The organism is Mariprofundus aestuarium (genome assembly GCF_002795805.1).
Taxonomy (GTDB): Bacteria; Pseudomonadota; Zetaproteobacteria; order Mariprofundales; family Mariprofundaceae; genus Mariprofundus; species Mariprofundus aestuarium.
In genome coordinates this window covers 2,404,717-2,420,595 of the sequence record NZ_CP018799.1, presented here as the reverse complement: position 1 = coordinate 2,420,595, position 15,879 = coordinate 2,404,717, and the positions used below count along the sequence as shown (strand labels likewise).

At 54.4% G+C, this 15,879-nt stretch carries 17 protein-coding genes and 1 other RNA gene; 6 read left to right on the top strand and 12 right to left on the bottom strand.

The genetic code is table 11. The features are described 5' to 3' along the window. Positions 1 to 9 precede the first annotated feature (9 nt). The 5 genes from ssrS to cutA all read right to left on the bottom strand — a co-directional run bounded on the left by ssrS (position 10) and on the right by cutA (position 1,916). Positions 10 to 187: non-coding RNA, 6S RNA (gene ssrS / locus Ga0123461_RS11675), on the bottom strand. Beyond that, complete coding sequence (locus tag Ga0123461_RS11670) at positions 173 to 466, bottom strand: cell division protein ZapA (protein ID WP_100278500.1); 294 nt, start codon at positions 464 to 466, stop codon at positions 173 to 175. The genes ssrS and Ga0123461_RS11670 overlap by 15 nt, the downstream gene beginning before the upstream one ends. Next, on the bottom strand, positions 463 to 747 hold the full coding sequence (locus tag Ga0123461_RS11665; protein WP_100278499.1) for a hypothetical protein: 285 nt from the start codon (positions 745 to 747) through the stop codon (positions 463 to 465). The genes Ga0123461_RS11670 and Ga0123461_RS11665 overlap by 4 nt, the downstream gene beginning before the upstream one ends. A 65-nt stretch (positions 748 to 812) precedes the next feature. Further along, entirely contained in the window at positions 813 to 1,568 is a 756-nt protein-coding gene (locus Ga0123461_RS11660) for a cytochrome c biogenesis CcdA family protein (RefSeq protein WP_100278498.1), read from the bottom strand. Between the two features lie 3 nt (positions 1,569 to 1,571). Then, positions 1,572 to 1,916, bottom strand: a complete 345-nt coding sequence (cutA, locus tag Ga0123461_RS11655) for a divalent-cation tolerance protein CutA (protein ID WP_100278497.1) — start codon at positions 1,914 to 1,916, stop codon at positions 1,572 to 1,574. A gap of 84 nt (positions 1,917 to 2,000) precedes the next feature. Here cutA and acs point away from each other — a divergent pair, with 84 nt between their 5' ends. Then, positions 2,001 to 3,947 (top strand): acetate--CoA ligase, encoded by a 1,947-nt coding sequence (acs, locus tag Ga0123461_RS11650; protein WP_100278496.1) that lies wholly within the window; start codon positions 2,001 to 2,003, stop codon positions 3,945 to 3,947. A 39-nt stretch (positions 3,948 to 3,986) separates the two neighbouring features. Continuing rightward, the gene (locus tag Ga0123461_RS11645) at positions 3,987 to 6,725 is read left to right on the top strand and encodes an AsmA family protein (protein WP_100278495.1); all 2,739 of its coding nucleotides are present in this window, start codon (positions 3,987 to 3,989) and stop codon (positions 6,723 to 6,725) included. A gap of 1 nt (position 6,726) precedes the next feature. Here Ga0123461_RS11645 and Ga0123461_RS11640 read toward each other — a convergent pair whose 3' ends face one another. Next, a complete protein-coding gene (locus Ga0123461_RS11640; RefSeq protein ID WP_232710207.1) occupies positions 6,727 to 7,299 on the bottom strand; it encodes a tellurite resistance TerB family protein in 573 nt (190 codons plus the stop codon). Between the two features lie 111 nt (positions 7,300 to 7,410). Between Ga0123461_RS11640 and Ga0123461_RS11635 the strand changes: the two genes are divergently transcribed. Then, positions 7,411 to 7,593: a hypothetical protein gene (locus Ga0123461_RS11635; protein ID WP_100278493.1), complete on the top strand. Its 183-nt coding sequence runs from the start codon at positions 7,411 to 7,413 to the stop codon at positions 7,591 to 7,593. Between the two features lie 47 nt (positions 7,594 to 7,640). Beyond that, the gene (locus Ga0123461_RS11630) at positions 7,641 to 8,591 is read left to right on the top strand and encodes an acetoin utilization protein AcuC (RefSeq protein ID WP_100278492.1); all 951 of its coding nucleotides are present in this window, start codon (positions 7,641 to 7,643) and stop codon (positions 8,589 to 8,591) included. Here Ga0123461_RS11630 and ggt read toward each other — a convergent pair whose 3' ends face one another. Genes ggt through Ga0123461_RS11605 form a run of 5 tightly spaced genes read right to left on the bottom strand, consistent with a single transcriptional unit; the run spans position 8,592 to position 13,071 of the window. Further along, complete coding sequence (gene ggt / locus Ga0123461_RS11625; RefSeq protein ID WP_232710206.1) at positions 8,592 to 10,211, bottom strand: gamma-glutamyltransferase; 1,620 nt, start codon at positions 10,209 to 10,211, stop codon at positions 8,592 to 8,594. It abuts the gene before it with no gap. Beyond that, positions 10,211 to 11,161 (bottom strand): A/G-specific adenine glycosylase, encoded by a 951-nt coding sequence (locus Ga0123461_RS11620; RefSeq protein ID WP_232710205.1) that lies wholly within the window; start codon positions 11,159 to 11,161, stop codon positions 10,211 to 10,213. Before Ga0123461_RS11620 ends, ggt begins: the two co-directional genes overlap by 1 nt. Next, on the bottom strand, positions 11,142 to 12,047 hold the full coding sequence (locus Ga0123461_RS11615) for a TonB C-terminal domain-containing protein (RefSeq protein WP_100278489.1): 906 nt from the start codon (positions 12,045 to 12,047) through the stop codon (positions 11,142 to 11,144). Before Ga0123461_RS11615 ends, Ga0123461_RS11620 begins: the two co-directional genes overlap by 20 nt. Continuing rightward, a complete protein-coding gene (locus tag Ga0123461_RS11610; protein WP_232710204.1) occupies positions 12,040 to 12,570 on the bottom strand; it encodes a Gx transporter family protein in 531 nt (176 codons plus the stop codon). Before Ga0123461_RS11610 ends, Ga0123461_RS11615 begins: the two co-directional genes overlap by 8 nt. 3 nt (positions 12,571 to 12,573) lie before the next feature. Next, the gene (locus Ga0123461_RS11605; RefSeq protein ID WP_232710203.1) at positions 12,574 to 13,071 is read right to left on the bottom strand and encodes a NusG domain II-containing protein; all 498 of its coding nucleotides are present in this window, start codon (positions 13,069 to 13,071) and stop codon (positions 12,574 to 12,576) included. Here Ga0123461_RS11605 and Ga0123461_RS11600 point away from each other — a divergent pair. Continuing rightward, entirely contained in the window at positions 13,058 to 13,726 is a 669-nt protein-coding gene (locus Ga0123461_RS11600; RefSeq protein ID WP_100278814.1) for an SDR family oxidoreductase, read from the top strand. The genes Ga0123461_RS11605 and Ga0123461_RS11600 overlap by 14 nt on opposite strands. Before the next feature lie 40 nt (positions 13,727 to 13,766). Further along, a complete protein-coding gene (locus Ga0123461_RS11595) occupies positions 13,767 to 14,585 on the top strand; it encodes a mechanosensitive ion channel family protein (RefSeq protein ID WP_100278487.1) in 819 nt (272 codons plus the stop codon). Positions 14,586 to 14,726: 141 nt separating this feature from the next. Here Ga0123461_RS11595 and Ga0123461_RS11590 read toward each other — a convergent pair whose 3' ends face one another. Then, entirely contained in the window at positions 14,727 to 15,854 is a 1,128-nt protein-coding gene (locus tag Ga0123461_RS11590) for a hypothetical protein (RefSeq protein ID WP_100278486.1), read from the bottom strand. Between the last annotated feature and the right edge of the window lie 25 nt (positions 15,855 to 15,879).

Genomic DNA, 15,879 nt, shown 5'->3' with positions numbered 1-15,879 from the left:
AAAAAAAAGGGCGCCCCCGCGTTGGCGTAATAGCAGACAGTCGGCGAACCCTCTAACAAGAGGTGGGCGCTGCACCCTGACGTCAGGTATCCCGGTGAGGGGACGCGCACGGCCAGAGTAGGTAGGCTCCCATTCGACAAGTATCGGCTCAGGCAACATTACTGCCATTCGATCAACGCAGGGGCGCTTTTGCTAAACCTTCTGCTTGTGAGACTACTCCGTCCAGTGCCGAGAGCAAGCCATCTAGGCCGTCCACCTTGGCCTCATTGCCCTTAAGTAGTTCACCAGCCAGATTCAGAGCAACAAGGGTCAAAAGACGGTCTGAGCCGACGGTGACGCCCATCTGTCTGATCTCGTCAATATGTTCCTGCACAAGGTTTGCCGCAGCCGTTACCTGATCAGGGTCTTCATCGGTCATGATCGTAAAAGAGCGTCCCATCAGGTTGATCTCAACATGCTGGCTCACGATGCTTCTCCCTGGCTGGAAATCAGGTCATCCAGTTTTTCCATGGCATGTTCGACCCGCGCCTTGGCCTCAAGGCGACTGTTCTGTAGCCCTTCCAGTTCTCCCTCAAGCTTCTGCACCTGATCGCGGCGTTTGCGCAACTCGCTTTCGGCGATGCGCACCACTTCACGCATGCGATGATTGTCGGCAATGATTTTTTCCATATTGCGACGAATCACTGACAGGTGCTCTGTCAATTGCTCGATGCGGCTTTCAAGTGCTTGTTGGGGAGATTCCTGCATAACGCTGATATTGAATCACCAGAGTGAATCAGGGTCAACAGTTAGAAATTCTGAGCCTGAATAAATCATTGCGAAAATGTACCTTCGATGTCGGCAAGGGCCGGAAACCATTCGATCAGCCAGCCGGAAACAACACTGAAGCTGCCGAGGAATATCATGGCGCCCACCAGAATCAGCAGTAGCCCCGAAATCTTCTCAATCAGATCGAAGTGGTGTTTAAAGCTCTGTGACCAACGCAGGAAGCTATCGGTCGCAAGCGCAGCCAGAAGGAATGGAATCGCCAGGCCAAGGGAGTAGACCGCCAGCAGCGATACCCCGCGCATGAGTTCAGCCTGCGCGCCCGCCACAGCCAGAATCGCTCCGAGAATAGGGCCTATGCAGGGCGTCCAGCCAAAGGCAAAGGCGGCGCCAAGCACAAGGGCTCCGACACCATGTTTGGCATTCACGCCGCCGGCTTCAAAGCGCGCCTCCATCATCAGGAAGGAGATGCGAATAATGCCTGCATAGTGAAGGCCGAAAATAACGATGATAACACCGGCGATCTTTCCGAGAATCGCCATATTGGTCAGCATCCACTGGCCGATTAGCGATGCCGATGCGCCGAGCAGAATAAAGACCAGGCTGAAACCGGCAATGAACCATAGCGATTGTGCCAGCGCATGCCTGCGCACCGAAGCAGTCTGACCATCATGATGACGCAGCTCATTGACCGAAACCCCTGATATGTAGGAGAGGTAAGCTGGAACCAGTGGCAGTACGCAGGGGGAGAGAAAGGAGAGCAATCCCGCTATCAGTGCTCCAGCATATGTAACTTCAATCATTGATCACTCCTGTGTATCTGTCGCTGCTAGGCTAGCACCGACCTCACTGTAGACCCAACTGCCATAATCACCTGTCGTATCGAATTCAGACCATATGATCTCCGGAACCTCGTAAGGGTGAGAGCGGGCCAGCTGTGCAATTGCTGTTTCGCGAAGAGCCGGAGCTGTTTTGATGGAAAGGTAATACTCTTCCTCCATCTCGAGTTTTCCCTGCCAGTGATAAACCGATTTTCCCGGGCCACTGATCTGAATGCAGGCGGCCAAGTGTGTTTTAACAAGGTTTGCTGCCAGTTCCTCCGCCTCTTGCAGTGAGTTGACACTGGTTTTGATAAGACAAATTTTCTGCATTCGCTATCATAACGTATTCACACATCAGCGAAAGCGTGTTGTCGTCATATCTTTAGCCTGCTAGAAAGGTCACTGGAGGAGCCCATGTCTGAAGCGATCACCACTGTTCTGGATGAAACCCGTATATTTAATCCGCCACAAGGGCATCAGGGGCATATTGCTTCGATGCAGGAGTATCGCACTCTGAGGCAGCAGTTCGAGACGGACTTCGACACAACATGGAGGGAACTGGCCCGTGAGCATCTGTCTTGGCGCGAACCATTCACCCGCGTGCTCAACAGCGAGAATGCCCCTTTCTTCCGCTGGTTTGAGGATGGAAAACTCAATCTCTCTGAAAACTGCCTTGATCGTCATGTCGAGGCTGGCCTGGGCGAACGTACCGCCATTATCTGGGAATCCGAAGCCGGAGAGGTACGCCGCTACAGCTACAACAAACTTCTCTCGGAGGTGTGCCGTGCTGCCAATGCCATGCGGGAGCTTGGTGTTGAGTCTGGTGACCGTGTAATTATCTATATGCCGATGATCGTGGAGGCTGCCATTGCCATGCTTGCCTGCACCCGCATCGGTGCTGTGCACTCGGTAGTTTTCGGTGCCTTCTCACCGCTGGCACTGCGCGACCGTATCGAAGATGCGGGGGCAAAACTGGTAATCACTGCAGATGGCGGTGGCCGCCGGGGCGGTGTTCATGCGCTCAAGCCTAATGTTGACGAGGCGCTTTCTGAGGGCTGCCGCAGCGTCGCCCATGTGCTGGTCGTTCGCCATGCTGGCAATGAGGTGGAGTGGAGCCAGGGGCGTGATATCAACTGGCACGATGCTCTCAATGTACAGCCGGACCATTGTGAACCACTGGCCGTTGAGTCTGAGCACCCGCTGTTTATCCTTTATACCTCCGGCTCCACCGGCAAGCCCAAGGGTATCCTGCACTCAACTGCCGGCTACCTGCTCTGGGCAAGGGTAACCATGCGCTGGAGTTTCGACTTCCGGCCAGAGACCGACATCTTCTGGTGCACCGCTGATGTGGGCTGGATTACCGGCCATACCTATTCGGTTTACGGTCCTCTCGCCAATGGCGGCACCACTCTGATGTATGAGGGTGTGCCCACCTATCCCGATCCCGGGCGTTTGTGGAAAATCTGTGCCGATCACGGGGTTACCATCTTTTATACTGCACCGACCGCTATCCGGGCCCTGAATAAGGCAGGCGATGAGTGGCCGAACAAGCATGACCTCTCATCCCTGCGCGTGCTTGGCACGGTAGGTGAGCCGATCAATCCGGAGGCGTGGATGTGGTATCACGATGTGATTGGCAAAGGGCGTTGCCCGATTGTCGATACCTGGTGGCAGACTGAAACAGGCGGCCACATGCTTGCACCTCTACCCTTTGCGACCCCGACCAAGCCGGGGTCGGCCACATTTCCACTGCCCGGTATTGATGCGGATATCGTGGATGAAGCCGGTTTGCCGATCACCGAAGGTGGTGGCTTACTGATCATCCGTAAACCGTGGCCATCAATGCTGCGTGGCGTATGGGGTGATGATCAGCGTTACATTGATACCTACTGGAAAGAGTTTGATGGGCGCTATTACTTTGCCGGTGATGGCGCACGACGCGATGAAGATGGTTATTTCTGGGTTATGGGCCGTGTTGACGATGTGCTGAATGTATCCGGCCACAGGCTGGGAACGATGGAGCTCGAGTCCGCCCTGGTGTCGCACGAAGCAGTCGCTGAAGCAGCCGTGGTTGGCCGCCCTGATGCGATCAAGGGCGAAGCGATCTGTGCATTTGTCGTACTCAAGTGCGAACCCGATGATAGCCTGGTCGAAGAGCTGCGCGCCCATGTCTCAAAAGAGATCGGTGCCATAGCCAAGCCGGACGATATCCGTTTTGCCGACAGCCTGCCGAAGACACGCTCGGGTAAGATTATGCGCCGCCTGCTCAGGGACATTGCAGCCGGTCGCGAAATCACATCCGATATCTCAACGCTGGAAGATCAGTCCGTCGTTCAGAAGATACAGCAGGACAGGCCGTAGTATCAGACCGGCCACGGAGGGCATCTGAAGAGTTTACGCTTGTTTCGCCATCCGGTGGGAATATTCCCGCCGGGCGCACGCTGGTATCTGGCCTCAATCGCCATCCTCGCGCTGCTCTGCGTGGCGATGCATCTCTCGCTGCAGATTAAGGCCCAGAAACAGGCAGAGGCGGCGATTCATAACTGGGCGGATGCAGCAGAAGTTAAAATCGGCGATGTCCGCTACCACCTTCTAAGAAACGGCCTTATTCTCAAAAAGATAGAAATCAAACGCGGCAACGACTCGCTTAGTATCGACCACATACTTGTGAGCGCCAACCCAACCCTTCTTACCGGTGAAGCCCCGCGTCTCGGCAGTGTGGTGATTTCCGGACTGCAGGCTGAACTGCACCATTCAGGCCAACTCAATGCGTGGCAGCATGACAAGAAACTTCAGCGCATCTGGCAGGCTGCGAACACTCTGCAGGTCGATGACGGTACCCTGATGCTTTATCTGGCCGATGAGAGTGCCGCACCCCTGATTATCGATGCTATCCAGCTGAGACAGCAGGTTCAGGGGGAGGTAAGGACGATCTCCCTCTCATCGCAATTCCATGGCGCTCCTGTTCAGGCGCAGTGGATCAGGTCCGGAACGTCGCACTGGAGCAGCAAAGGTGAGGTGAGCTGGCAGGAGATTGATGCTTCGCTTCTCACAGCCACAATAGGGACAGGTCCAAGCTTCGGCTACCTTTCAGGAGAGGTGCAGTGGAGCAGTGGCAGCGAAGCAGAAAAACCTGAAGCACTTTCGCTGAGCGGAAAGGTCACCCTTGATCCCGAGGAGGAAGGTGATGCTTCTTATGTCTCCACCCTTAAGTTGAATGGCACGCAATCTGATGACAGCTGGGATGTCGCCATCAACAGCAGCGGCTGGCCGCTGGACTCCTGGGGTGCTTATCTGCCTGAGATTGAGGGTCGACAACTGCAAGGTGGAGTGCTGGATGGCGAGCTTCTCCTGCACAGAAGTGATGCTGGACTGCTGTTCAGCAGCAGCAAGGGAGTGCTGCACAATATTATCTATGCCCCCATCGCTGGTTCAGAGTCTGAAAACTGGGGGGTAGAAAGCCTGTATTATCGCGATGCAAAACTTGATTCCGAGCATCGCAAGCTCTCAGTCACAACCCTGAAGCTTTCAAGGCCAGCCATCACCCTTCAGCCGCTAATTCGGAAAAACAGGAGAAGTTCGCCAGCACCGTTATGGAGCATCCATGCCGAGGCGGTTGATATTGATGCTCTCAACGTGCTAATTGATCTTCCTGAGGGCGACATCCAGCTATCAGGGCTGAGTGGCACATGCACACTGACCTCCAAAGGGATGACAGATATTAAGCTGAAAAGCGTTGCAGGTAATGACAGCGATGACCCTGAATGGGCCATTCAGGGAGAGGTTCTGCGACAGGGCGGCACTCTTAATGCTGCGAAACTGGATGTTCAGGCCAAACATATCCCGTTAACCCAGCTTCGTCCGTTGCTCCCACTTAAGAGCTCTCAGAGTTCACCACTTATCCTTGATGGCACAACATCACTGTCGGTCAATGCACTCTTGAATAGAGGGGAGTGGTTACTGCACGGCAAGGCAACCAGTGAAAACCCATACCTTGCCCATGCCGGTAACCGCTGGATGGCAGAAAGCATCTCAACCAGATTCGGGCCGGTCGGAACCGGACTTAAAAAACAGCATGTTGATTCGCTTACTGCTGAGGGCTGGCACTACATTGCAACGCTTATACCTTTGTCGTTGCAAACAGCGGGTCAGGACGCTGCTGCGCGTAGCGACCAGGAAAAAACCTGGTGGACTGAGAGTCTGGTTGCCGGAAAGTGGGATATAGATGATATCCGCTGGAAGAACGGTAAAATCAGCGTCGGTCAGCCCGATTCGTATTGGGTAACGAATGCTGAGTTCGGCCTCTCTCCATTAGCCGCAAACAGACCATCCAGGGTCTCGCTGCGAGGCGAGATGGGAGGTGGAGTACTGATGCTGGATGGGAAGTGGAGCCCACTTTCTGAGCCAATGCGGTTTTTGGGGAAAATCAGCCTTGAGAGTGCAACCCCGCTTTTTCTCAGCGAATGGATGACGGCCTCAGGCATGCCCAAACCCGTTCGTGGTCGCATCTCAGCTTCATTGAATGTAGAAAATGGAGAAGAGCCCGGTCACTACACCGGCAAGGTATCACTCAACCTAGAGAGGCCACTGGCTGAGCATGAAGTGACCGCAAATGATCCAATGATCAGTCGTACCGGATTCAACACGATTGATCTGTTGAGCCGGCTGGCAGAAGGCAATGAGCAGATCAACCTGCAGTTTCCAGTCAGTGGCAACTGGAACGGTGAGCCGCTTGACCTGCAGCTCCTCGGTCTCTCGCTGCAGCAGGTGCTGCGCGACTCAGCCGAAAAGTCAGCAACCGTTATCTCAACCTCCAGAAGTGGTAAAAAAAGGGTCGAAACCCGCATTCGGCTTCATGAGAGGGGAGGCCTCTCCCTGAATGAGCGCATTCGCCTGCTCAAAGTAGTGAAAAAAATGAAGGCCAACCCAAAGCTGGTTGTTGATCTGGTTCCGAAATGGACGGGAGAGGCGATTGATTTTGAATCGATGCAGCGCATCCAGTATACGCACTATCTGATTGGACGTTTTTTCGATTATCGGGGCATCAGTAAACAGCGAGTCTTTCCGTCAGCGCCGACTGCCCAGGATCATGCCGGCGAAATTGCTTCGATCTGGGTTGTGCTCAGCACCAGAAAATAATTTAAAACATCAGCTCCGCGGCAATCTTGGCCTGTATGAACTGACTGTGATGCAAACCCATCAGTTCGGCCATACGTCGCAACAGCTGCTCTTCATAAGGATCTACACGGCCATCGGCCATCGCGACACACCAGAGCTCGGTCAGGATTTTTATCCGCTCATCCGTTGAGAAGGATTTAACTATTGCCGAGGTGAATTGATGCAGATCAAGCGCCTGCTCCACCTCGATGGCGGCAAGCTCAATCAGTTCATGCACCTCTGCCTGGGAGAGGCCGAATCGCTTCTCCACCGCCAGCACAATCTCACTGCGCTCGGCCTCATCAAGCTTTCCATCCATGCGCATCACTTCGACCATCAATGCTGTCACGGCAAGGGAGACCTCATGCTCGCGTTTTGCCTTCGGTGTCTCCGCTGCCTTTTTCCACAAAGTCTGAAGCTTTCTGATCATGTCTGCCCCTTGGGTGATTGATGCCGAGTAAGCCGGATACACTGAAAAGTTCAGGGTATTCGGGCGGGCTACGGAAAGCCCGCCGAAATCAATAACGTAAGTCATCGATTTCGTAAGTAAAGTCAAAATCACATTTTTGGCTTTATGTCCTGAAGAGATGCAGGAAGCACTGATTCAGATGTAACTTATCGCCGTCATCCGGCTTGGCAATGTAGCCATAGCGGTTAGCCTGCGCGGATGGTTCTTGCCCTCTTCCTTATATTCTCTATTCCGATCGGCTGTTTTGCAGCATGGTTTGGATGGAAGGCACATCAAGCTGGAAGGAAAAGCATTGTGTTAGCGATGGCCTGGGTTGCATTCCTCTGTTTCGGCTCTGCCCTGCTCTTCGGCGCCTGGGGCTACCTCTTCGTCACGGCTTAAAACCTCTCCCTGAAAAAAAGCAGCATATTTCCTGCTATAGTTGATCTATGCAGCACGCTGTTCAGTTATTTCTCGGCCCCGGGCTGGCCCGTTACGGATTCGGCGAAGGGCACCCCTTCGGCCCGGATCGCATGGATGCCTTCTGGCAGGAGGCGCTGCGGCAGGAGTTAGACAAAAGGGTATCAATTGGCGCTCCTGTTATGGCAGATCGCGAGGCCATCATGTGTTTTCATACGCCTGAATATATTGATCGCGTCATTGAACGCTCCGAATCAGGCAGTGGTTATCTCGACTACGGCGACACCCCTGCCTTCAAAGGCATCTATAAGGCGGCAGCCACGGTGGTGGGCACCGTACTGGCAGCAGCGGAAGAGGCCATCAACGGCAGCCATAGCCGCTGTTTCATCCCCATTGCAGGCCTGCATCACGCCCGCCGCAATATGGCCGCCGGTTTCTGCGTGTTTAACGATGCAGGTGTGCTGATTGAAACTCTGCGCAGCAGATATGGCATCAAACGTATCGCTTATGTCGATATCGATGCCCACCACTGTGATGGCGTATTCTATGCCTTCGAGACCGATCCTGATCTCTGCATTGTCGATATTCATGAGGATGGCGCCCACCTCTATCCCGGCACGGGTTTCACCGATGAAACGGGGAAAGGTGTAGCCAAAGGAACCAAGCTGAACCTGCCAATGCGCCCCGGTGCAAATGATGATGACTTCCTGCGCGCCTGGCCCGAGGCCGAATCCTTTATCCGCACATTATTCAAACCGGAGTTTATCATTTTCCAGTGCGGAGCCGATTCAATTGATGGCGATCCGATCACTGACATGCGATTCACTCCGCAGGCTCACGCCCATGCCGCAGCATCACTCTGTCGCATTGCCGATGAGTTCAGCAAAGGCCGTATCATCGCACTTGGTGGCGGCGGCTATAATCGCGCTAACCTTGCTAAAGGATGGTGTGCTGTGCTTTCAGCGTTTATCGACAGCTGACTATCTGGCGGTAGCCGAAACACCTTCGCCGCGTGCATCTGTAAGGCCGATGAGCTTGCCGGTCTCTCTATCAAGGAGTATCGCATGCATATTGCCGTACTGACGATTCATCGACTTGAATGTGTGGCCACGTTTCTGAAGTTCAGCGGCCACCTCAGGTGTGAAGGCATTTTGTTCGTGCTGGATGAGATCAGGCAGGAACTGGTGGTGAAAACGCGGAGCGTTTACCCACTCGGCGGGAGCTGACTCATCAAGCATGAAACCGAGCGAGGCGAGCAGTACCATCGAGATAATGCGCGAGCCGCCGGGGGTGCCGACGATAAAGGTGCGTTTGGGGCCAATCACGAATGTTGGCGACATGGAGCTGAGCATGCGTTTTCCCGGTGCAACCGCATTGGCTGAACCTTGCACCAGGCCGTAGGCATTGGGCTTGCCGGGGCGGGTGGCGAAATCATCCATCTCGTCATTGAGAAGTATGCCAGTGGACGGAGAAACATAACCTGAACCGAAGGCGTAGTTTATCGAGAGGGTGGCCGAAACCATATTGCCCTCATCATCAATCACTGAGAAGTGGGTGGTGTCGGTTCCTGCTCCGATGGATTCGGATGCACTACCAAGCTCGCTGCTCGGGGTAGCCTGATCCATGCGAACACTATTTCTTATCCCTTGTAGCCGCTCGGCATTGAGCAGGTCGGGGATATCAACGAAATCGCTGTCGCCCAGGTGGCCATTGCGATCCATGTAGGCCCGCTTCATCGTTTCAACCAGCAGGTGAACCCGATCAGCCCGATCCAATTTTTTAAGATCATCATCTTTCAGCTGCCCGAAGATATGGGCCAGTGTCATGCCGCCGGATGATGGCAACGGTGCGGAGATCAGACGGTAGTTCTGGTAGTCGAACACTACCGGTTCACGCTCGATCACTTGATAGGCTGCCATGTCCGATTCGCGGATCAGGCCGCCGTCGCGTTTCATGTCGGCAACCAGCCGCCCTGCAGTTTCACCGCGATAGAACTCCTCGCCTCCGCCACGCGCAAAACGAACCAGTGTATCGGCGAGCGCTTCCTGTTTGATGGTCTTGCTGTTGAGATAGGTACGGCGAGCTGAATCGCTGAACGCCTTGGCGCGCCAATTCAACATGGACTTCAGGCGTGCCCCGACTTCAAAACCATTGTTTGCCAGATTGATGGCAGGCTGAGTGATCTCTTTTCGGTTCAGTTTTCCGTAACGCGTGACAAGGTGGTCCACGCCTGCTGCTAATCCCGGCACCCCTGCCGATTGCGGCCCATCGACAGAGGATTGTGACTCATAGACCTCTCCCTTTCCGGCCAGCCTTGGCGAGGTTTCGCGTGCATCGAGCATCACATAACGCTTCTCTTTGGCGATATAGAGCAGGAAGAAGCCGCCACCGCCAATACCGGATGATCCCGGTTCCACCACGCCCAAGGCTAGAGCAGTAGCCGCGGCTGCATCAAAGGCGTTACCGCCTCGCCTCAACATCTCAATGCCTGCCTGGGCAGCGCTTCGTTGTGCTGCGACAACCATTCCCGACTCAATGTTTGCTGCATGTCCGGCTAGCGGTAGCAGCAGGGCAGAGATTAGAAGCAGGCGGACAATCATCAGATTACTTTCTCCAGCAGACGGTGGATACCTGTCGGCAGGGCGTACCCTTCAATGGAGGGGACCCAGCGGCCTTCGCCATTTGGTTCAGATTCAGATTGTAGCGGATAGAGGTGTAAACGCCTGTGCGTCAGTTGGTGGGTATGTGTCGGTTGCTCGTCGGGTTGATCGGCCAGTTCGCTGATCGGTGGTGACCAGAGGCCTCCCCAGATACCCGAATCGGGGCGCTGGGTGAGCCATATTCCTTTTTTCGGACAGGTATGCAGATGAACTCGCCAGTGAACATCAAGGACTTCAACCTTTTTGCGAATCTCTTTTGATACTTCGACCCGGAATGCGGAGAGGCAATTTTCATGCGTCGGACATTCACCACATTTTGGTGATTTGGCAGAACAGGCTGATGCACCCAACTCCATCATCGCCTGATTCCATGTGGCTGGATCAGCCGAATCGTTTATAGCCTTCTGCGCCAGCAGCCAGAGCGTTTTGTCGTTCGCTTCAGGCTTGGCGTGCCAGCGTTTGAGAACCCGCTTTACATTGCCATCCAATACAGGCGTTGCCGTGCCGAAACAGAATGATGAGATAGCCCCTGCGGTGGAGCGGCCAATGCCGGGCAACTTCATGATATCATCAAAGTCATTTGGAAACCGGCCAGCAAAATCAGAGGTGATCATCTGCGCAGCTTTATGAATGAATCGGGCGCGTCGGTAGTAGCCCAGTCCCTCCCATGCCTTGAGAACATCATCTGTAGATACCGATGCCAGGGCTTCAACCGTTGGAAATAACTCAAACCACTCAAGGTAACGCGGCAGTACGGTTTTCACCTGTGTTTGCTGCAGCATGACCTCAGAAACCCATATGTGATAAGGGAGCGTTGTTTCCCGCCACGGTAGTTGGCGGGCGTTATCCCCGTACCAGCCGAGCAGGGCTCTACATCGGTCGGAAGACAAACCTGTCCTCTATGACCTCAAAGGTCAGATAGAAATTGACACGATCCAGCCCCCAGGAGGATGGCAGCACTTTAAACGGGGCAGCGGCGTTGATCGCCTCGATCGCACTGTTGTTGATTTGCGGAATCGGGCTTGGGCGCAGTATCTCAATGCCAGCCAGGTCGCCATTCTTGTCGATCGTCAGCTTGATCATAGAACGACGCGCCTCCTCGGCAAACTGTTCATAGTTTGCCTGTCCCGGACGCCACTGCTCCTCAAGCGCACGAACCAGTGCCTGTGCATAAGGCGCATACTTGGCCTGACGGGTATTGATAGAAACATCGGCCTCTTTGGTCAGTTTCTGCTTCATGCGGCGCTCACGCTCGAAATCGCGTGAAAGTTGCGACAGCGCCATTGCCGATGGCATTAGATTGGACAGCGGAACAGTGGATGGGTCCTTCGGTTGAGTTTTATTTTTATCCGCTTTCGGCTGTTTCTTCAGCTGGCTGCTATCAGGGAAGTCGCCACGCTTGGCCATTAACCGGGTCCGGCTCTGCTGGTTAAGTGGTGGCGGCGTTTTCGGCTGCTGCGGAGGTGACGGTTGTGGGTGCTGCTGATTGCCTGACATCGGGGCTCTGGCCTGGCGTGTCATGCGGTCGTCGGCCTTGCTGCCGCCGGTGGCACTGCGGTTGGACATGGTCTTGGCATCTTTGGGCGCTTTTTTGGATGGGGTTTTCTTATCATCAAGCAGCACCACATCCATGATCTGCGGAATATCCTTTTTCGGCAGTGGTTTGTTGCCATCGACATAATCGATCAGCACCACCAGCAGAATATGCAGGGCGATTGAAGCGATAAAGGCGAAGCCGATACGACGCTGGTCGGTATTGATGTCAATTTTATTCATCAGGGAACTCGAGTCTCGCCGCAATATACCCCGCCAGCGCCCCATTTAGCCAGCCGGTAGTCGTGGAGAGCAGCAGAAGAGGGGGTAGAGCAAAATAGAGAACGCTCTGCTGGATAAAAAGGGTCTCCACTGTAACAAACTGGGCCACCATATGGGCAATTGCCCCCAGCAGGCTTACGCCGATCAGGCTGATACCCGGAATGAAACGCCAGGCCGCGATCATCACCGCTGCTGCAGCAAGGCCACCGGCCATGCTGATGACGAATGTCGGGGTGAAGAGGGTGCCGATAAAGAAGCTGCCGATAACCACACGCCCGATGGAGAGCAGTACTGCAGCCCTTGGCCCAAGCCATAGCAGGGCGAGAAGTGTCACCAGGTTGGCAAGCCCGGGTTTGAACCACGGTCCGAGGCTGGGAAGTGCTGCCTCGAAAACATGCAGGCCGATAGCCAGCAGCAAAAGCGCCAGCCAGTTCGCTTTTTGCTGCAGCTCGGCCAGAGGAGGGCGCAGAATCACAGGTCCCATGGCTTACTCAACAATGGCATCGAAGCGACGCTTGGCGCTGCCACGAATGGTGATCAGGATACGATTGGGGACGCAGGCAATCATGTCGCCGGCATGACGATGGGCACCTGAATAGACGCAGCGCTGAGCACTGCACGGCGAAGAGGTGATACGCACACCATCTTCATCCAGCAGGATTTCAGATGGGCCCAGTTCACCATCGATCTGGAAAGTCTTCGGTGTCTCACCAGCTTTTGGTAGCGGATAGGTCGCGAGTAGCCTTTTGCCGTGGTAAATCTCGGCAACGGCGGGGCCGGAGGCAACCAGCGCCTGAACAGTAAACCACGCAGCGGTAATGCCCAGCAGAGAAACCAGAAGCAGGATTCGGTCGGTTACGCTCCCCTTGAGCAGTGTTGACATGCCTTGGCGGGGAATTCGGGGGTTCACTGAAACGGCCATGCGCCCTATGGTAGCAGCAGCAGGTGGTACGACGCTAATCGGAGGCAATATGAACGTAGTCATTACTGGCGCAAACAGGGGCATCGGGCTGGGTTTTGTTCGCCACTATCTCGAGCAGGGCGATGAGGTTTGGGCCTGTTGCCGTAGCGATTCGGGTGCGCTTAGCGGGATTGTTTCTGAGAAGCTGCATGTGGTTCGCTGGGATGTGGGAAGCGATGAGCTACCGCAGGGTGAATTACCGGAAGCCATTGATCTGCTTATTAATAATGCCGGCATCTATGGGCCGGGTAAGGATGGGCAGTCGCTGAACAAGGTGACTGGCCGGACCATGCTGGATGTATTCAATATCGACTGTGTCGGCCCGTTGCGGGTGGTGCAGAGACTTGCCGGTCAGGTTATTGTAGCAAAGGGAATCATTGCCAATATCAGCTCGAAGATGGGCTCATCAGATGACAACAGCAGCGGTGGTGTCTATGCCTACCGCGCCGCCAAGGCAGGGTTGGTTATTGTTTCCAAATCGATGGCTGTTGATCTTGCGCCATCCGGCGTGCATGTGATCACCCTGCACCCAGGCTGGGTAGCTACCGACATGGTAGGCAACGTCGGCCTGATTGATGTTGAAACCTCAGTGGCAGGCATGAGCAGGGTGATTGCAGGTGCACGCAATTTCTCCCCCGGACAGTTTGTTGCCTTTGATGGTAAAGTCGTGCCATATTAACGGGTGTAACACCTGTTTATACTGATTATGGGAGAAATTTATGCTTGAAACATCAAATATCCAGGAGCTGATCAGCATCTATGTGGTTCCCTGGGCTATTAATATAGTCATGGCGTTGGCGATCTTCGTCATCGGGCGCTGGGTTGCCCGCATCCTGCTGAATGTTGTCGACAAAATGCTTAACAAGGCTGATATGGATCCGATACTGATCAACTTCGTCCACTCGATCCTTAATGCTCTGCTGCTGCTGGTCATTATTATCGCCTCACTCGACCAGCTCGGTGTCGATACGACCTCCTTTATCGCCCTGATCGGTGCTGCAGGCTTGGCAGTTGGCCTGGCCCTGCAGGGTTCTCTGCAGAATTTTGCCGCTGGCGTGCTGCTTATCGTGTTCCGCCCTTTCAGGGTTGGTGACTTTGTTGAGGCGGCTGGAACGTCCGGTGTGGTCGAGGTGATCGGCATCTTTACCACTACGATGAAAACTGGCGATAACCGCGAAATCATTGTCCCTAACGGTGCGATCTATAACGGCACAATCACCAATTACTCAGCACGTGAAACGCGCCGCGTCGATATGGTTTTTGGCATCGGCTACGATGATGATATCCGCAAGGCCAAGGAGCTTTTACAATCGATTCTTGATGCTGATGATCGTGTTCTGAAGGAACCTGCGCCATTGATCGCCGTAGCAGAACTAGCTGACTCAAGCGTGAACTTCAATGTGCGCCCGTGGGTCAAGTCGGCCGACTACTGGGGTGTGATGTTCGATGTGACTGAAAAGGTGAAACTGACATTTGATGACAACGGTATCTCGATTCCCTATCCGCAGATGGACCTGCATATTAATAAACCGGAATAAGGTAGGGCTCCTCAATCGACAAAAAAGGGACGGTAATTACCGTCCCTTTTTTATTGCCTAGTAAATTTGAGTGCCGACTGAGACTGCATGATTCGGGCCGTCCCTGGCCCTTACCCTTCGGGGGTCTAAAGCCCGTCCAAATCAGCATTCCTGCTGATTTGTGGCTCGCATGGCAAAGGAGAGCGCCTCACCGGGTTCATCACCAAGGCAGATCACTGAATGCCAGACGCAGCTGTCGAGATCCCGCTGCGGCATCAGCAACAGATCGCCAGCATTGAGGATGTAGCCATAGCCTTTATTAACCAGATATTCAGTAAACAGGGGAGAGCGATCCATGACCGCTTCAACCAGTTCGTGATCGAACTCATCCATATAGGTAGATAGGGTGGCGCGATCACTCAACAGCGCTGCCAGTTGCTCACGGTCAGCTGCTTCCGGTAGCAGCCGGGAAAGTTCACTGCTGTTTTCAGGGTTTTCCGCAAATGCAATCAGTGTATCAATCAGCTCAGGCTTGGAGAGCGCCAGCCAGAAGGTGGAACCTGAAAGCTGGGCGAACACAACACCGTCATGGCCACGTTCAACATCGTGGTGCATCTGCGCGCCACCATTTGGGGCATTAAAATAGACAATGCGCTCTACAAAGGCAGGCTCACCGCCAACAATCTTCTCAAGTAGGGGAAGGATCAGAGTGTTTTCCGTAATGGACTTCGATTCGGGGAATATCGCATCGCAGAGGCGGCCAGCCCAGAGCTGGCGCTCGGGGTCGGCTGCAACATCCTCAAGGCACTCCATGCCGAAGGAGAAGCGGAAGCGAAGCGAAGCATCCCCCTCGATAAAGGAGAGCCAGGAGGCCTTGCACCAGAGGCTTTCAGCAACAACATCGCCATCCTGCTCGACATCGAAGTAGACCTTTTCAATGCCCTGCTCGTCATGCTCCTCGAATGAAGAGGCAACCAGTGGAAAAAGTGATCCAAGGCGATCACTGTAAGGTGATTGCTCCAATAGCGGGGCTACCTCATCGGCATCAAGGGTCGCCTTCATCAGCTTGTGCGCTTCAGCGATCTCCTTCTGCCAGGCATCAACATCGATAATCCCTGGTAGCATCACCGCCTGATCATTGGACCAGCGGGCTACGGCATCGTCCGCACCAGGCATGACGGGGCGTTTGTCATCAGTCACCCAGCCGAGCTGGAAGTTGCGGCGTAGCAGGGGCAGCCATTGCTGCTCCTGTGATGTTGGAATCTGTCGAGAGTCAGTAAGATATCGCATAAGGCGAATTGTTCATGATCGGGCG